Here is a 17744-nt window from a genome sequence, read left to right as displayed (position 1 = left end):
GCCAATATACATCAAACATTTCAAAATAACTACTTGGCTTAACGCAGTCATTGCACTGATTTTATACTTTCTTAACTAAGAACAAAAGCGCAAGTGCCCGATTAGAAACGTAGCTACTGGAGCAAGTCAACGGAGATAAAGAAATCATGGTGTGCTTGCGAGCCGATGGTGACTTATCGTGTAGGGAAATTCGTGAAGTCGCCTCATTTCTGGGCGTTGGAGTTGGACACGGCTCAACAACCCCCTATTTATCCACATGGGCATTTCCTAGACTATAAAAAAGCTATTGCTTTACTACAACAGCTTTTATTTCATTTATTTAGTTGTTTTAATCTGTATCCACTATAATTTCCAATAGTTGATCCTCTATTACCTTTCCTTCCTCTTCATCAATTAGATTGTTAATCATAATGGAGAATATTAGCTTTTCTTTATTGCTTTTTTCAGCATAGCCCGATAATGTACTAACACCGTAAATTGTCCCTGTTTTAGCTTGCACAACTAAATCAGGCATTCGATAACGTAACGTCCCTCCTATTTGCCGATCAGAATCCCCAGCTACTGGAAGTGACTTTATAAAGCTTGGAAACCACGCTTCTTTTTGAACAGCGTATAATAATTGGGTAATTGCGGTTGGTGGTATTAATGTTACATGTGATATTCCTGAACCATCACGAATAAGTAGTTTTTCTTGATTCAAACCAAACCGCTTTAATTGTCTCTTTAGCGCCTCGATTCCTTGCTCCCAGCTTCCTTCTCCGTATACTTTTTTTCCCATTTCCTTTACTAAAATCTCTCCAAGACTGTTGTTACTATGTTTCATAAATGGAATAAGCAGCTCTGCTAACGTCATAGATGAATGCGTGAAAAGCAATTTCGATTCTATAGGTGCCTCGCCACTTTTCACTACTCCATGCCATGTTATATTCTGCTTGACTAAAGCCTGCTTAAGTAAGTCCAGTGCATAGCCAGTGGGTTCCCAGACAGCTATCCACTCTTTGATCGGCTCTTTGGCTTTAGGGATTATTCCTGACACTGATACGATATTTGTCCCGTGCTCACGTTCTATGATGAGGTCTTCTTCTTGCTCAGCTTTTACCGTTATTGCTTCATTTTTTATTTCTATATAATTGTTTTTTGGTGACATGGATACTTGTGGCTTTTCACCAATTCCACCTGATTGTATTTCTAAACGGACAGTTCCCGCGTCATAATCCTTGTCTGGAGAAACTGTTAATGCAGATACTTGTGCACCATAATAATAATGCTCATCACTCCAAATCATATCTGGTGAGAGGCGAACTGCATCATACCATGTATCGTCACCGATTATATCTCCAGAAATATGATCAATATCCATTGCTTTTAACTTTGCTGCGAACATGTCAAAGGTTTCTGGCAACAAGGTAGGGTCCCCTTTTCCAACTAAATACAGATTTCCATTCAACCTCCCCTGCTTTATCGTCCCATTAGTACGTAATTCTGTAGAAAATTGATAATCCTTTCCCAACACGGATATACTCGTCGCTGCAGTTAACAACTTCATATTAGAGGCAGGTCGAAACCGAGTATTTCCCATATGCTCATAAATTATTTTGCCTGTATCCGCTTGTCGAATACTTACCCCAATTAATCCGCCCTTTAATTTTGGTTCTTTATAGATATATGAATCTAGCTCTTGCTTCATACTATAGCTCTCTCCTTTTCCATTAGCCGCTGTTGCAGTGCAAGACACAGAAGAAGCTATACATACAGTAACGATCAATCCTAAAATAACCAGCCACCCTATACCCTTAGGATGTACAAACATAAGAACACACCTCAAAATAGCTTAAGTTTATGGCCTTATTCATTATTTCCACAAGACTGTCTTTCATTCCTGTTTTTTTAAGATTTCGCGCTTCTATATATACAACCTATCCACTCATTTCCTTTATAGCAAACTACAGCATAGTAAATAACGGATGCAAACATTACTCCACCTTTCTCTCAAGTTGTGGTAGATGCTTATGTTCAATACGATAATTAATATGTAAAAATGGTATAGAGAACAGCCACATTCGATGTCTGGCTTTAAGTAAACCTTCCTCTACTTCTTCTACATCAAAGGTTTCTTCAATCGGCAACCTAAATAACCGATTTCTAATCACTAAATAAATACCCGAATCCGCTTTAGTTGTACGTACTTTTTTGCTGGTTAACTGCAAATGCTCTCCTTGTTGATTTAATTCCAAAATTCCAATCATGGATGTACGAGGCAATGGTAAAGCAATATTCATATAAGTACGCTCCCCACTTTGGTGATGGGAATATAACGCTACAAAAACAGTCTCTTGACTGATTTTTCTGACCCATGCTCTTGTATTGCTTCGGCCATCTATATGATCGGCGATCCCGTGTATATCTCCTGTCATTTCGTTATATCTACTGGATAAAGGTAAATTCAATTGCTTTATAAAGCGGCTTATTTGTCGATAGATAATTGCCAGGGGTAGAAACCAGTGATGCCAATATACTTCGGCAAATAATCGATAACTTTTTGTATTTTCATAGAAATCGATAATCGTATTGGATAACGTCTCTGTATCGATATCATATGCAAATTGTTTCATAGAGTCTATAAGCCCGTTATAACTTTGTTCATCCGTCTTTCCATTTAGAATTGCTTCGTCTACTACGACTGATCCTCTGATCTTACTAATTGGAAAGACTATCTCCCTTTGCTTACTTAATGGTGGAGCAACTAACCAGCCTATTGTACCTATTCCTGCAAACAGTATGATATTTATCAAGCCATGAAACAGTATCATGAAGTCAATGGAAATAAAGAATCGCTCTGAAAGATTCCCAAGTGCATATATAAGTGAGAAAAGTATTGAAATTCCTAATGCACTGTATGAAATACGGACAAACCATTTTTGGAACGTGTTTTGGAACGAAGTTTGAAATGATAAGCCAATTAAACCATATATTCCAATGATATAAAGTATGACAGACACGAATTCCAAAATAACCGAGAACGTAATTCCTAACGCGACAACCATAGGTGAAATGATAATAATGGTTGCGACTAATGGATACCATTTCGATTGATGGACTCTTCCTAAAAGCCCGACAGAAACAGGTAATAGAAATGCAGAATAGTGAAAATGATTTGCTGTTAACCATGTAATAATAGGTGAAAAGCCTGTATCAATCTGTGCTTCATGCGCCACAAACCAAGCTCCACCTATAACCATATAAATAAGTCCAATATCAATTAAAAACTCCTCGACATGTACAAAACCTCTATGTAGAAAACGGTTGACCCCAAGGATTGCCAACATGATTGTAAACATGAAATAGATGGTTGCCAGTATTGTATCAATTGGAGAATCTTGTGTTATTTGCAGTACAAAAATGGCTATAGATGCGACAATTCCAAAATATGGATAAAAAGTGGGGATCCAGCCTCTTTGTTCTTTTAAAATGATGTGCAGCATGTATGGCACAAAAATTAATTGTGCTGCAGATAATATTAATAAGTACCAAGAATCTTCTCCATACAAGATAATCAGAATGAATAAGACACTATTCATACAGGCTACTTTAAAAAATGTCATTGCTTTTAAACTCCCCTTCATATGAGAAAACCGTTCCAATTATAGGATTTTTAACCTGAACCTGTATATAGTACACCGCTTTCGTTTCCATATATGTTTCCGTTACAGTAGCCAATCCCTGAAATATTTTGGGTAATGGAATTTCTATAAATGGTAATACGAGTCTCTGTTTTTTAGAATCAATTCGCAATCCTCCTTCTTTCGTTATTGACAGTGCTAAATCGGAATAAAACTTAGCAGGTTCACCTAGATAATCTTGGATAAGGTTTTGTTCGGAATTTAGATACATACGTGCATTAAAAAAGCGCTTTTTATGATTAAAATAAAATACTCTTTCCCAGTGAACCTGTTCGGTTCCATCGCTTGCTATTATTTGCGAATTTACAATTTCAAATGGAATATTCTTTCCAGATTCAGGAAAGAATAATTTATACTTTTTACCTAGCCAAAAGATAGGAAATAACCACATTGGTCCCCCTCTTACACATTTCATCACTCCCGTTGCTTTAAAGATACTATTTCTTTTAAATTCATATCGTCTTTGTAACATAGGGTGAAGATCATAAAATTGGTTTTCTAATACCTTTTTATAAATAGACATTTGCAACTCCTTCTTACTTACGCTTACAGCTTCTTGCTGTAGGAATATTCTTAGTAGTGTGTAACCCTACGATAGAAACCACTAGCAAAGCCAAATTAAACGTTACGGGATTAAATGGATGAAAGAGCTGATCTGGAGTTGTTAAACTGGCTATGATTCCTAATAACGGAAAAATTGCAATTTGTATTATGTATAACCATCTTCTATTTTCGTAGAATAGCCACATCAACCCAAACATAACTTCTATCGCTCCAGTGATCATAATTAGCACAGATGCTTGTTTTACATTGATTGAAAGTGCCGTTTGTACCATTGATAATTCAACAGGATGTTGGTGTATCAACTTAGAAGCTAATCCATGATAGAGCCAAATAAAGCTAAATAACAAGGTGAATAACCAACTACTAAAGAAACGTAAATACTGTGTTGTTGGCATCTCTCCTTCTTCTATCCACCTTTTTAACACAGCAAAACTGATTGCTGTGGCCCATCCCATCAATGGACGAAAAATGAAAAAATCAAACAGTTTACCTAAGTACCCAAACCTTGTTTTATAGTTATATTTTGTAAGAAACAGTGTAGAATCTTGTTGCGGTATGTATTTCCAATACCCTCCACCTTCCTTAATAATGGATACTGTCTGATCTGAACCAAACTGCAGGGAGGATACCTTAGATCCATCCTTTGTATTGGAGCTTCCGGAACTTCTCCCCCAGCCTTTTATTTGTAAACCAAAGCCAATTCTCGTTTTATACGAGAATTTTTGTTGCTGCTTCACTTCATCCTTTGGTAAATACGAGATAGATGAAAAACGTAAATCCCACTTTTCATGTAAGTCCGGTGTTTGTGTGAATTTCCATATTGTTTCTGTATCCGATTGAATGGGTATTTCTACATAAATTGGTTTGTTCTTCATAGTATCACCTCCTCTTATTCTTCCAATATAACATATATTTTTAGGGAATAATCACAATTATCCGGCAAGCATACGATTCGTTTGATAATAAGTACCTATATGTGCATATATTTCCATTGAATAAAATAGGGCTATCAGCATACAATAAGAACAAACGTTCTTTTTTCGGAGGTGGATTAATATGAACTATGCTTCTTATCCACGCAACGATGTACTTTGCATTGATATGCGCTCCTTTTATGCAAGTGTCGAAGCAATTAAATTAGGAAAAGATCCAATGAAGGTCCTGCTTGCAGTTGTAGGGGATCCGAACCGATCAGGAAGTATTGTACTGGCAGCATCGCCAGCTTTAAAGAAAAAATATGGAATTAGCAATGTCAGCCGCTTTTTTGAGCTACCGGATGATCCAGATTTATATATTGTCCGTGCACATATGGCTGATTACTTATATGTGTCTGCTGAAATAACCAAATTAATTAATCAGTATGTGCCTAAGGAAGCTATTCATCCATACTCTGTTGATGAAGTCTGGGTTACCGTTAATGGATTAACAAAATTGTTTGGCAGTCGTTGGGAAGTGGCAAAACGGATGAAGCACGACATCCTTGAATGCTTTGGAATTACGAGCTCTATTGGTATCGGTGATAATAAATTCCTTGCAAAAGTTGTTATGGATCTTCATGCCAAAAAGCAAGGAATTGCGGAATGCAAATATGAGGATGTCGAAGCAAAGTTATGGTCATTTCCGATAGAAGCAATATGGGGAATTGGCAGTAGAATGAAGAATAATTTAAACAAGATGGGGATTGTCACACTGGGACAGCTTGCACGCTATGATTTAAATCACTTAAAAAAACGTTTTGGGGTGATGGGAGAACAGCTTTATTGGCATGCTTGGGGAATCGATTTAAGCCCAGTCCTCGGTGATTTTGTTAAAACGGAACAAAAGGGATTTGGTCATGGTATTTCCTTACTACGTGATTACTCTATGCAAGAAACAGAAGTTTGTCTACTTGACCTTTGTGAAGAAGTATGTCGTAGAGCTCGCACTGCTAACATGGCTGGTAAAACGATTCATCTAGCAATCGGCTATTCTAAAGCTACAGGAGGTGGTTTTTCCCGTTCTCGCTCTATCCAAATCCCGACAAATGTGACGATGGATGTTTACCATGTTTGTATGGATTTGTTTTTACAGTTTTATGATGGAGTAAGCAGCGTTCGTCGTGCCTATGTTACATTAGATAATTTATATAAAAAACAAGAAACACAGCTCAATTTGTTTGAAGACAGGGCAAAGAAAAATGATATTGGTTATACGATGGACGCTATCCGTGCCAAATATGGTTCTACTTCTATTCTCCGTGCCATCAGTTACACAGACGCTGGAATTACCCTAGAAAGAAGCCAAAAAATTGGTGGTCATTACGCTTAAAACAAACTCCCCTTTTTAAAAAGAGCACCATTTGCTTACAGCAAAAAGTGCTCGGAAACTAACAGCTATGCAAATATATCACTAATTTTTTGTACATCTGCTTGCGAAAGAGAAATCTCAGCAGCTCTTTTATTGCTAAGTACTTGATCAGGACGCTTAGCTCCAGGAATAAGAACATTAACCGAAGGCTGTGTCAAATACCAGGCCAGTACAATATGCACTACCTCTTCGCCATATGCTTCAGCTATCATGTTAACCTGTTTTACTTTCGCAAGATTTTCTTCGAATTTCTCACCTTGAAAATTAGGGTTCTGTGCTCGCAAATCAGTGAAAGTACTATTTATATTATATTTCCCAGCTAATAAACCTGATTCTAATGGAAAATAAGGAATGAACGTAATATTTTCTTTTTCGGTATAAGGAAAATATTTCGTTTCCGCATCACGTTTTAATAGATTGTATTCTGCTTGCAGTACGTCAACGTATCCATCTTTATTCGCTTCCTTTAATTGTTCCGGAGAAAAATTAGAAACACCAATGGATCGAATTTTCCCTTCATCTTTTAACTCTTTTAATGCGCCTACAGCTTCATCTTTTGGCGTATCTTCATCTGGAAAATGAATGTAAAATAAATCAATATAGTCTGTTTGCAGACGACGCAAACTATCCTCTACTGATCGTTTTAAAAATGCTGGTGAATTATCCATCACAATATCATCACCGATAAATTTATGTGCACCTTTGGTTGCGATGATAATATCTTCTCGCTTATATTCCTTCATTACTTCACCAATTAGCTCTTCAGAACGCTCTGGTCCATAGATAAAGGCTGTATCTAGCATATTAATCCCATTATTCAGCGCCTTACGCACAACATCCTGGCCCTCACGTTCATCTAACAAATTCGGATAAATATTATGTCCACCAACAGCATTTGTCCCTAGCCCAATTGGGTAGACCGAAATATCAGATTTCCCTAAATACGTTTGCTTAGCCATAAAGTAAAAACTCCTTTCCCGATAGGATTAATGCAATATTAACATGTTTTCTAAATTCAAGATACGATATTGCTTATAGCTTAAAAACAAAGTATGCAATTAGTCATTGCACATAAAATGAAACTTCAATCCGTGGGGGTTACTGCTAGTTATATGTGGGATAAAGCAAAGAGGCTGAGACAAAAGAATGGAAAAACAGTAAAAAACGAACAATAATTAGTTTAAATTAATTATCGTTCGTTTTTTGATTAAAATCATTCGTTGAACATCTAAAACAAGCGAGACTCCAGCGGGAACAGCACGAGTCCGAAGATCCACGTGGTAACGTGTTTTTCTTTACCCAGTTAGCTGAGGCCGTTCCCGCGGAAAGAGCGTATAGTTTCACGGTACGGCAATGCTACTCCTATTGATAATATGATTATTCGTATTTTGAGTAAGAAGTTGTGTTTTGTCCAGCCTCTTTATATGAAATCTATCGGTCTATTATTTCAGATAAGAAGCTTTTTCCTTCTGCCGTTGATGGTAGCTGAAAGAAATCGCAGAATGTAGCACCAACATCAGCCATTGTATCCCGGAGGCCAATATTCGCCTGTTTTACCTTCTTACCAAGAATCAAAATCGGCACATATTCCCTTGTATGATTAGCATGGCCAATTGTTGGATCATTTCCATGGTCAGCCATAACAATTAGCAAATCATCGTCTGCCATTAGAGGAAGAAACGAATCAGATAACCACTTATCAGTTTCATTTAATAGCTGACAATACCAATTAACATCCTCAGCATGTCCTGCCAAGTCTGTTTCCTGTACATTTATGAGAAAAGCTGCGTCTGCTTCTTCCTGTTCATAAACATGACTCACAGTATGGAGGAGATCGGTAGTGTTAACAATCGGATCAGATGGTCCCTCACCATGCAATACATCTGCAGTTTTTCCTAAGCGATGAACCTTCAAACCATGGTGCGCAGCAATCATCGGGAATTGCTGGTCAATTTCAACACCATAGCCCATGTGATACACATTATAGCCCTCTCCATAAACCTTGGCTTTCGGCGTATTCACTCCCCATTGTCCTTTATGCTTTTCTTCTACACAGGACAAAATATGCTCGATCGACGTATATGGTCCACCAAAAGCAATCACTCGAGTAGTATCTACGTTCTCACGGACGACACGACCAAGCTTTTTAACTTCTGAAAAAGGCATCTTCTTGAAATCAGCTGTTACATTAATAATATTTCCATATGCTGATTCTAAATTATCAGCAACAACTGCTGCATCGTTCACTAATAATATGGGACAATCTGCAATTGGATACGTCACACGATATCCAGCGTTCTCTAGTACAACTTTCATTGTTAAATGAATGTCCTTCATTAGACGCTTATGCGATTTTTTGGGGCAACTTCCAGCTATTTCTTGATGTCCCAAATACGTATCTGCGCCATGGTGAGCTAATTTGGAACGACCATAGGCATTTGGTGGTGGAACTTGATTGTCAACCAAAGCCCCAAGACCAGATTGATACATAAAGGGAATTTGTAAATCATCTTTTTTCACATCACGAATATGCTTATACGTGTTAGCCGTGCAATCGGATGGTTGATAATCAACACAATCATCCATTGCGCCAATTCCAAAGCTGTCAATGACAAGTAATGTCATTTTCGCCATGATCACCACTTCCTTTCTAGATGTACAAGCTTGGGTGTTCCAGACTGTATCCCTTCAACAAGTGCTACATGAGCTCTGGTTACAAATATTTGTGTACGGAAGGAAAAAATAGCTGTATCGCCAATCTTTACTTTAAAACAATCTGGTTTTGCAATGGAACCGTAATAGTCAATAGCTTCTGGGCTACTTTGCCTTGCCGCCACATACTGTTGAAGAATGGATTCTTTGTGACTTCCTACTAAACAGCCTTCCATATTCGATCTCCCATAAAAACCACCAGCAATAACCTGATAATGATCTTTCGTTTCGTGTGATACTTCAGAAACATAGATCATTGCAGGAATTTCTGGCAACCTCTTAAACGCATGTATTGGTGTTGTCCCTGTTAATCCATGTCCTGGCTCACCATGAGTTACTCCGTGAGTAGCTAGATACGGAATCGTGTCAACACTCGTCCCACTCGGACCATTGACCTGTTTTACTGTAATTCCTTTCTCTTCTAGTAATTGCTTTCCTTTTAATAACGTTGTGAGATTAGCAGTTGCAACCATTTCCTGCTTATTATCCGCTAATTGTAAATTAGGAAAAGTAGTTACACCTATTATCCGAACACCAGGTAAGGTTAGTATTCGATCAAGTTCTCGATGTAGCTCACCTAGTGGAATCCCACCCTCCTGCGATTCATAAATACTGTCTTCAGGGCCAACGACTTTCAATAAAATATCCTGCTTTGTACCAATATCTACTGCTGCATCTGATAATTGTTTTGCACGCTCATATGAAAATATCGTAACAACCTCTGGGCTCCAGCTAAGTATCTCCTTCCACTGATGCTTTCCAGGTTGAACCAAATGTCCAATATTACCTATCGCGATACCGTGATCTGCGAGTACTTTACCTTCATCAAAGTCAACAGCTACTGCTTTTTTTATTCCACTTTCTACGATATAATTTACAACCTCCGGAAATCGGCCTAGCTGCTTACTCATAAAATATAATTCCATTCCATGCTTTTTAGCAGTATCTGCTAACATGCTGGCATTTGCTTTTAGAGCATCTACATCGATAATATACGTATTTGGAGGAATCTCTCCGTTTTGATGTAACGAAAGCCCGGCATATATCAGCTCTGGATTTCTTTGTATTGTTGTATGCAAAAACATGGAAGCACCCCTCCTTCATAAAAATCTAGTTGACCATTTTTATTGCTTTATTTAAGATATGAATAACTGTGGATGCTCCCGATTTCATCGGGTTAATGCGTAATCCATATTGTTTTAAGTGTGGCTGTGCTTCAATAAAACTGCCTGAAACACGATAAATCATTGGAATAATTTCATATTTTGATTCTGCGCCTACTGGATGAGTAGCAGCACCAAGTCCATTACTGTTTTGAATAACTTCTTGCGCAATTGGCTGCTCTAGCTCAACAATGACATTTTTTGATTGCGCATTTGTCATATAGGCTGCTGCAATTCCTTCGATGACACCCTCATTTAATTGTTTACAAACCTCTTCAACCTGTTCATTCTGCGTTGCTAGTGATACTGGAGCAAATGTCATCATACGTAAAAGTTCCATCGCTTCATATCCCTGTACTTGTCCACCACCAGAATAATTTCGTTGCTGTAGTGTCTCTATACCGTCTTTTTTCCCTACAATTACTCCAATACCTTCTGGCCCAAGCAGCTTGAATCCGGAAAACGTAGAATAATCAGCACCATATTCTACACCAATCCCATAAGCTTTCATCGCACAATAATTATCGTCAACAACGATTGGAAGGTCTGGACGAATATTCTTCACCGTTTGAATAACCTCTTTTAGATGGTAGATATCTGTCGGCTGTTGCCTTGCATGCTGAATATAAAAAAGCTTACAGGATTGATTCTGTTGCACAGCTTCCTTTACAGCATTCAAATCATTGTAATTTATTGATTCTGTCTGAATACCTAGAATACGAATCGTATCCTTCGTCGTTGTATAAACAGGAGCAGTATGAATGAACATGCTATCACCAGCTTCAAGGAGCGTGCTCAGAATGATTCGAATCGCACTTGTACCTGCACCTCGAACGAGAGCAGACTTTTCAGCTTCAAAAAAATCGGCAATAACACGCTCTACCCTTTCCGTTTGTTCTGGTTTCTGATAACGAGGAGCGACACCAAGGTCACCCATAGATAAGAATTGATCACCTGTAAAATATTTACTCATACTATGGGTTAATTTAAATTGAAGCTGTTGAGCCTCCTCAACTGTCAACGTTGGAAGTACAGATGAAGCATATTTTAATTTTTCCGGATTGTAAGCCATATTACCGCTCCTTTACTGAAAATGCATTTGCTGGATTTTTTACAAGCAGGTCTGTAATTACCGTCTCCGTTACACCACGTTTTTTTAATGCAGGGATAAAATCGTTTAACACAAGATCATATCCCGGACCACCAAATTTATGCCAATGGGATTTTCGTGTTAAGTCTGCTGACAAAACAATTTGTTTATGGAAACCTCTCTCAATAAAATCTAATAGAAAGTCCAAACGCTCCTCATCCGGTCTGTAATTATTCTTACCAATCGTATCAAATCCAATATATACACCAGATTGAAGTACGTCTAAAACCTCTTCCTTATTAGGATTTAAATCCTGATGACCAATGATTATTTGTTCCTTCGGTAATCCCAATGCAAAAAACATGTCCACTTGCTTACTACCTAGCGTCCCTAAAGATGTATGGGTGGAAATCGGTAAGCCTGTCTCTAGACCAGCCATGCCAGCTCCAATAATGAGCTCTTTTTCCACTGGTTTTATCTCATTAACACTTGTCCCTACCTCCCCGATAATTCCAGGAAGAACACCTGTATCCTCAATTCCTTCTTTACTTTCTTTTATGAAATGAGTAGCAAATTGTTCACGATCCCACCCCTGGGCAAATTCAGGTATGAATGGATCTTTATAAAAACCAGTACATGTAACAATGTGTACACCAGATGCTTCACTTAAACGAACTAGCCTTTTGACATCTCTTCCCATTCCATCATTCGTCAGTTCTATCAAGGATCGTCCACCTGCTTGATAAAAATAAGCAAGTTCTTCCATCATCCCTTGTTCATCATCCAAAATTGTATCTGGATCCCCTTTTACTCTAGATAAGTCAATGGAGAGGTGCTCATGCGCCGCACAAACACCAAATGCTTCTTTCTCAATTTTTCCCTTTACAGTCTGTATCATTTGCTAATCACTCCTATGCTGTTTGTACTTAAGATACTGACATAATTCCTAGTAGTACCAATATGTTTGCAATAACACCAACTGCGATTGCTCCAACAGGCCCAACCGCCATTCGGACGATTGGTCTTCCAGCAACCTCATTCAATAAATAGAAGCCTGCGATAAAGAAGAATCCAAAACCAGGTGCAATGATATTTGCTGCATTTGCCCCTCCAATTAATAAGGCAACTTCTAATAATTTTGTCATTGCACTACGAATATTTTCCCCTGAGTTCCTTACACCAGGGTATTTGTCTAAGAACTTAGCAATCGAACTTAATAACATTACTTCTAAAAAGATAACAATAGCCCCAACAATTACTGCCACCCAAACATTTGGTACGAATAGACCAACTACAAATATCAAGGTGAATCCAACAGGACTGTAGACACCAGTAGCTATTGCTGTACTGGCAACTAAAGGAATGAAACCAATGGCTCTAGCTGCAGCAGCAATTCCAGCATCTGTTTGCTTTCCTTCAGCTAATAGATTAAGAGAAATTGGGTCTCCGGCCATTAGTAATAGATTCGTCGCACCAGCAATTAGTGCACCAATAATCATAAAGAAGACAACATTCTTTTTAATTGATTTAACTTTCTCACTAAATATGGATGCTAAGTCAACAGATGAACCTTCTTCCGTCTTTTCCCTCATAGCAAAAGCAAATAAGAAAATCATACCAGCGATAAGAGCCATACCCTCTTGATTTAACGTGATCACGTTATCACCGATACTTAGGAAGCCACTATCATTGACAAACACCGCTAGCTGCCTAACTAGTGCCGCTACAATAAACGTAACAATCCCTTTCTTAACACTAAATTGCATCGCAACTGCTAATGCTGGGAAAGCCATAAATGTTACAACTACTGGTGTTCCTACCTCTCCCATCGGTTCAAGGAAGTTAACAGGTAAGTATTCAAATAGCTTTACAAAGCCTTCCAATCCCATCAATAGTCCCCAACCATATAAACCACCAATTACTGCGGCAACGGGTGTACCCCACTTATTCTTCGGTGTCATCAAGCCAATAATATCTGTTCCAAGTAAAATACTATGAATCAAAATAATACTTGCTGTAATGGTAAAAGGTATTCCAAATCCTACTACTAAACCAAAACTCATGGCAAATGCCGTTAGCCCTAGCTCTCTACGCTTCAATCGTCCCTCTAAATGCTCCGATACAATTGGCCGTAACCCATCATTGAAAACGGCTATGTTCATGTTGGCTAGTACAGCGGCAATTGCCCCAATCAAAATTACAAATATCATTTCCATCTAATAGTCCCCCTTTATTTGTGATTATCCTTTATTTTTTAAAGCTTGAAGGATCATAGGAACCGCTGCTTCCATATGATCACCAGTAAAACCGAAAGCTATTTTCCCCTCTTTTACAGCCTCTTCTACTCTGGAAGCGTCAGGCTTCTTCCCTGGCATAGACACCGTTTCACATTTATCTTTTCCTATCATCGCAATTGCCATTGCAAGTGCACCGCCACCACCAGTATGGCAAGCACCTAAATAATAATCGGCTTGACCTGTTTTCATGGCCATTGCTGCATCTAAATCTGACTTCACAACAGTCTCAACAGCGGGATCCACATCTTTAATTAACGCTTCAATCGCTTTTTTCTCTACTTGTCCACCTATAACAATTTTCATTTTTTATTTCCTCCTTTATTCATAGCTAATACGTTTGTATAATGCATGTATAAAAATTCCTTTTCTTCCTGAGGAAGCTCTTTCTCCCAGCTCTGTTGTACCTTATTCACATGTCTTTCTGCATCTAGATAATAAGCAGATTGCTTCACTTCTTCCATAATAGCAGGAGATGGGGCCTCAAGAGCTTCACCTCTTTCAATTCTTGTCAATGCAGAAGGTAAGTGAGTAAATAACATTTCTGCCTGATCCACCTCTTCTAGCTCTAATTCATTCACTAATTCTTGAAAAGCAGCTAAAGTAATATGACATGCTTCTTTCGTTATTACCTCCCCTAAGACTAAAATGTGGAGTCTATCTTCTAATTCAGCTACATTCATACATATACCCCCTAGATAAAATACAGTTTTCTGTATATTGATGATAAAAAACTGCCTCACACTAATAGTGTGGGAGCTTTTCCTTATTCACAACCTGTTGCTGAATTCGTAGTATTTTTTCTTTATCCAGCTTTGTAATGTATTCCTTTACATCTTTTCGATCTTTTTCAATAAGAATGACCGAAGTAGATGCATTTTTCACGACTTGCCGTGTAGACGCTGACTGAAATTCGCCTACTTGGAAGGTTTCTCTTGCTCGATTTTCATCAGCATTCCAAACTGCTGCATCGAGATCTCCCTTTAAAAGCATTTCAAAGAGCTGCATATAGTTAACAGGTATTAACTCAACATCAAGGCCTCTGCATTCCATGAGTGTAATTTTCGATTGATCTATTGAAGTATAATCTATCCCGACACGCATACCATCTTTTATTTTTTGTTCACCATGGTTAGAAAAAAAGATTTGGTGTGCTGTAACATACGTATGGGCTCCAAAATTCAGCGCTATCTCTAGATTCTCATCCTCAGAAACTTCTTGTTCAGCTGCAAGCTGGGACATAATTACAAAATCAGACCTTCTTGCCTTTAACGACTCAAGCCGTTGTTTAGATCCTCTCATGTAAGCAAGGTCGATATGATTTAACATCGCTTCCGATGCCTCAATTAATCCTGTTGCCAACCCTTCATACTTAGGTGAATATGGCAGCGGCATAGCACCTATTAACGAGCCAACACCTGCTATTTCTTTCAGTAATACAACATCTTTCTTTCGTAAAAACGTTCCAAGATGTCCCCTTGCTTCCAAATGAATAGCGTGCAAGTTTTCTAAAACCTTTAAAGCACCTTGAACGGTTCCATTTCCAATCTCTAATGTTTTCGCTAAGTCGCTTACTCTAGGAATTCTATCCCCCTCTTGAATATGCAGCATTTTTCCAGCTATCTCTTTTGCCGCTAAACCATTTTTTGAAAATAAACTTTCCCAAATTCTGCTCATATCGACTCCTTCATAATATACAAAATATTGTATATTGCAATTATACCGCTTACATAAATGAATTGCAATAATAATTTTATTGATTTTGTTAATGTTTTCACCCTAATATCGATTGCCATACAGACAGGATGGTTTTGCCTTGCTGTCCACTCTACATTACCTAAAAAACAGCAAACAATGAACATTTGATGAACGGATCGATATAATACTACAAGGATTATTTTGTTACGCGCATACAAGGAGGTACTATTTCGGATGAAACAACACAGTGTCTTAATCGGGTCACCCATTCATCAGGAATACCCTATTCTAAAAGAATTTTTAACATCTTTATCTGAGCTGAAGCAAACAAATATTACTATCCATTATATGTTCGTTGATGATAATACTGATAAAGCTTCAAAGCAACTATTGAGGAACTTCGCTCAAGATAATGAAGGCAGTACAGAAATTATTGCTCCCTCTCCCTATGACCATCAGGGGTATTCTCGTAATGGTAATACGCATATTTGGAATCATCAAGCTATCTGGAAAGTAGCTGAATTTAAGAATCAAATTATCAAACATGCAAGGGATAAAGGGTATGATTATTTATTCTTAATTGATTCAGACCTTCTTATTCATCCAAACACCATTGAATATTTAATTCGAATAGACAAGAACATTATTTCTACCATCTTTTGGACAAAATGGCAGATAAACGCAGACCCACTTCCACAAGTATGGGTTCAAGATGAATATACTTTATATCACGCTACACATGGAGAACGATTATCAGATGAAGAAAAAAAACGCAGAACTATGGAATTCATTAATCAATTAAAGGTACCTGGAACGTATGAAGTTGGTGGATTAGGTGCATGTACGTTACTTAGTGCACACGCATTAAATACTGGTGTAAACTTTAGTCCAATTCCGAATCTTTCTTTTTGGGGGGAGGATCGTCACTTTTGTATTAGAGCACAGGCATTAGGATTATTATTATATGTTGACACACACTATCCAGCTTACCATATTTACCGTAGCTCGGATCTTGAAGCTGTAGAGGATTACAAGGACGATAATCAAGAACGTATCTCTCCTCTAGAAGTATCTGATATCTTAGCTAAGCGTATTAGTAAAGACAATAACAATAAAATAACATTATCCATGATTATGAAAAATGAAGCCTCACGATATTTAAAAAAAGTATTACTTCAGCATAGGGACTTCATTGATTCGGCGGTTATTATTGATGATGGCAGTGAGGACAATAGTATAGAGGTGTGTAAACAAATTTTAGCTGGCATTCCGACGCATATCGTCCAAAACAAAAGATCTACATTTGCAAATGAAGTAGAACTAAGAAAACAACAATGGGAGGAAACAATAAAAACAAAACCAGACTGGATTTTGAATCTAGATGCTGATGAACTGTTAGAAGATAAAGCGACAAATGAGATTCGTGAATTAATCAATCAATCGGATATCGATCTCTATAGCTTCAGACTCTATGATATGTGGGATGAAGAACATTATAGAGATGATAATTACTGGCAATCCCATTTGTGCTATCGGCCATTTTTATTACGATATCAACCAAACTTTGATTATCAATGGAAGAAGAAAAGGTTTCATTGTGGTAGATTTCCTGCGAATATTTATCATCTGCCAAATGCAATTTCCCGACTACGAATTAAACATTTTGGCTGGACAAATGCTAAGGAGCGTCAGCAAAAATATAACCGATATTTAGAGCTTGATCCAGATAGTGAATTTGGCTGGAACGAACAATATCAATCTATTTTAGATGCGCACCCTAGATTAATTAAATGGCAAGACTAGTCAACTGAGCCATAGAGTCTCAATCTATCAAATTGGGACTTTTTTTATAGTCTAGGAAATCATAACATTTTCCCCATATGGATAAATATCGGCGCGTTAAGCCACTTCCAGCTTCAGCGCCCAGAAACGAGGCGACTTCACAAATCACCTTACGATAAGTCATCATTGGCTCGCAAGCTCACCGTGATTCCTTTACCTCCGTTGACTCGCTCCAATCGTTACGTTTCTAATCGGACGCTTATGCTTTTGTACTTAAGTTGGTCTTCTTTTGTGATCTAACTACTTTATTCAAACCCTCGTATACTTATATTCTCCTCATAATAAGAAAATTGTCATAAGAGACAAGCAATGTATTGTAAAATAAAAAAGTGAGTTTTGTTTGCTCCATCGTTTC

15 protein-coding genes are annotated in these 17744 nt (G+C 37.8%); 2 read left to right on the top strand and 13 right to left on the bottom strand.

The window, feature by feature from the left end:
- Window positions 1–328: 328 nt before the first annotated feature.
- The 4 genes from dacB to Q1A47_RS01650 form a co-directional block, all read right to left on the bottom strand.
- A complete protein-coding gene (dacB, locus tag Q1A47_RS01665) occupies window positions 329–1810 on the bottom strand; it encodes a D-alanyl-D-alanine carboxypeptidase/D-alanyl-D-alanine-endopeptidase (RefSeq protein WP_051388378.1) in 1482 nt (493 codons plus the stop codon).
- Window positions 1811–1973: 163 nt separating this feature from the next.
- A complete protein-coding gene (locus Q1A47_RS01660; protein ID WP_246484556.1) occupies window positions 1974–3602 on the bottom strand; it encodes a YndJ family protein in 1629 nt (542 codons plus the stop codon).
- Window positions 3589–4203: a DUF4166 domain-containing protein gene (locus Q1A47_RS01655; protein WP_026682152.1), complete on the bottom strand. Its 615-nt coding sequence runs from the start codon at window positions 4201–4203 to the stop codon at window positions 3589–3591. Before Q1A47_RS01655 ends, Q1A47_RS01660 begins: the two co-directional genes overlap by 14 nt.
- Window positions 4204–4216: 13 nt before the next feature.
- Window positions 4217–5119 carry a DoxX-like family protein gene (locus Q1A47_RS01650; protein ID WP_026682153.1) on the bottom strand — a complete coding sequence of 301 codons (903 nt, stop codon included), beginning with the start codon at window positions 5117–5119 and terminating at the stop codon, window positions 4217–4219.
- A 181-nt stretch (window positions 5120–5300) separates the two neighbouring features.
- On the opposite strand from Q1A47_RS01650, the gene Q1A47_RS01645 reads away from it, so the two are divergent.
- Window positions 5301–6551 carry a DNA polymerase IV gene (locus tag Q1A47_RS01645; RefSeq protein ID WP_166529961.1) on the top strand — a complete coding sequence of 417 codons (1251 nt, stop codon included), beginning with the start codon at window positions 5301–5303 and terminating at the stop codon, window positions 6549–6551.
- A 65-nt stretch (window positions 6552–6616) separates the two neighbouring features.
- On the opposite strand, the gene Q1A47_RS01640 is transcribed toward Q1A47_RS01645, so the two are convergent.
- The 9 genes from Q1A47_RS01640 to yhfZ form a co-directional block, all read right to left on the bottom strand.
- On the bottom strand, window positions 6617–7549 hold the full coding sequence (locus tag Q1A47_RS01640; protein WP_121605008.1) for an aldo/keto reductase: 933 nt from the start codon (window positions 7547–7549) through the stop codon (window positions 6617–6619).
- Window positions 7550–8021: 472 nt separating this feature from the next.
- Window positions 8022–9224, bottom strand: coding sequence for a phosphopentomutase (locus Q1A47_RS01635; protein WP_026682156.1), 1203 nt, complete (start codon window positions 9222–9224; stop codon window positions 8022–8024).
- A gap of 2 nt (window positions 9225–9226) precedes the next feature.
- A complete protein-coding gene (locus Q1A47_RS01630; RefSeq protein ID WP_026682157.1) occupies window positions 9227–10387 on the bottom strand; it encodes an alanine racemase in 1161 nt (386 codons plus the stop codon).
- Between the two features lie 25 nt (window positions 10388–10412).
- Window positions 10413–11537, bottom strand: coding sequence for an aminotransferase class V-fold PLP-dependent enzyme (locus Q1A47_RS01625; protein WP_026682158.1), 1125 nt, complete (start codon window positions 11535–11537; stop codon window positions 10413–10415).
- A gap of 1 nt (window position 11538) precedes the next feature.
- Window positions 11539–12453: a phosphotriesterase gene (locus tag Q1A47_RS01620; protein ID WP_026682159.1), complete on the bottom strand. Its 915-nt coding sequence runs from the start codon at window positions 12451–12453 to the stop codon at window positions 11539–11541.
- 28 nt (window positions 12454–12481) lie between these two features.
- On the bottom strand, window positions 12482–13771 hold the full coding sequence (locus Q1A47_RS01615; RefSeq protein WP_166529960.1) for a YhfT family protein: 1290 nt from the start codon (window positions 13769–13771) through the stop codon (window positions 12482–12484).
- 24 nt (window positions 13772–13795) lie between these two features.
- Complete coding sequence (locus Q1A47_RS01610; protein ID WP_026682160.1) at window positions 13796–14155, bottom strand: DUF2620 domain-containing protein; 360 nt, start codon at window positions 14153–14155, stop codon at window positions 13796–13798.
- On the bottom strand, window positions 14152–14532 hold the full coding sequence (locus Q1A47_RS01605) for a PRD domain-containing protein (RefSeq protein WP_026682161.1): 381 nt from the start codon (window positions 14530–14532) through the stop codon (window positions 14152–14154). The genes Q1A47_RS01610 and Q1A47_RS01605 overlap by 4 nt, the downstream gene beginning before the upstream one ends.
- A gap of 61 nt (window positions 14533–14593) precedes the next feature.
- Window positions 14594–15526, bottom strand: a complete 933-nt coding sequence (yhfZ, locus tag Q1A47_RS01600) for a GntR family transcriptional regulator YhfZ (RefSeq protein WP_034679368.1) — start codon at window positions 15524–15526, stop codon at window positions 14594–14596.
- A gap of 255 nt (window positions 15527–15781) precedes the next feature.
- On the opposite strand from yhfZ, the gene Q1A47_RS01595 reads away from it, so the two are divergent.
- The gene (locus Q1A47_RS01595; protein ID WP_166529959.1) at window positions 15782–17350 is read left to right on the top strand and encodes a glycosyltransferase; all 1569 of its coding nucleotides are present in this window, start codon (window positions 15782–15784) and stop codon (window positions 17348–17350) included.
- Window positions 17351–17744 lie beyond the last annotated feature (394 nt).

Origin of the sequence: uncultured Virgibacillus sp. (assembly GCF_947495635.1) — a bacterium.
Taxonomy (GTDB): domain Bacteria; phylum Bacillota; class Bacilli; order Bacillales; family Amphibacillaceae; genus Virgibacillus; species Virgibacillus salarius.
This window is presented reverse-complemented; position numbering and strand designations above follow the sequence as displayed.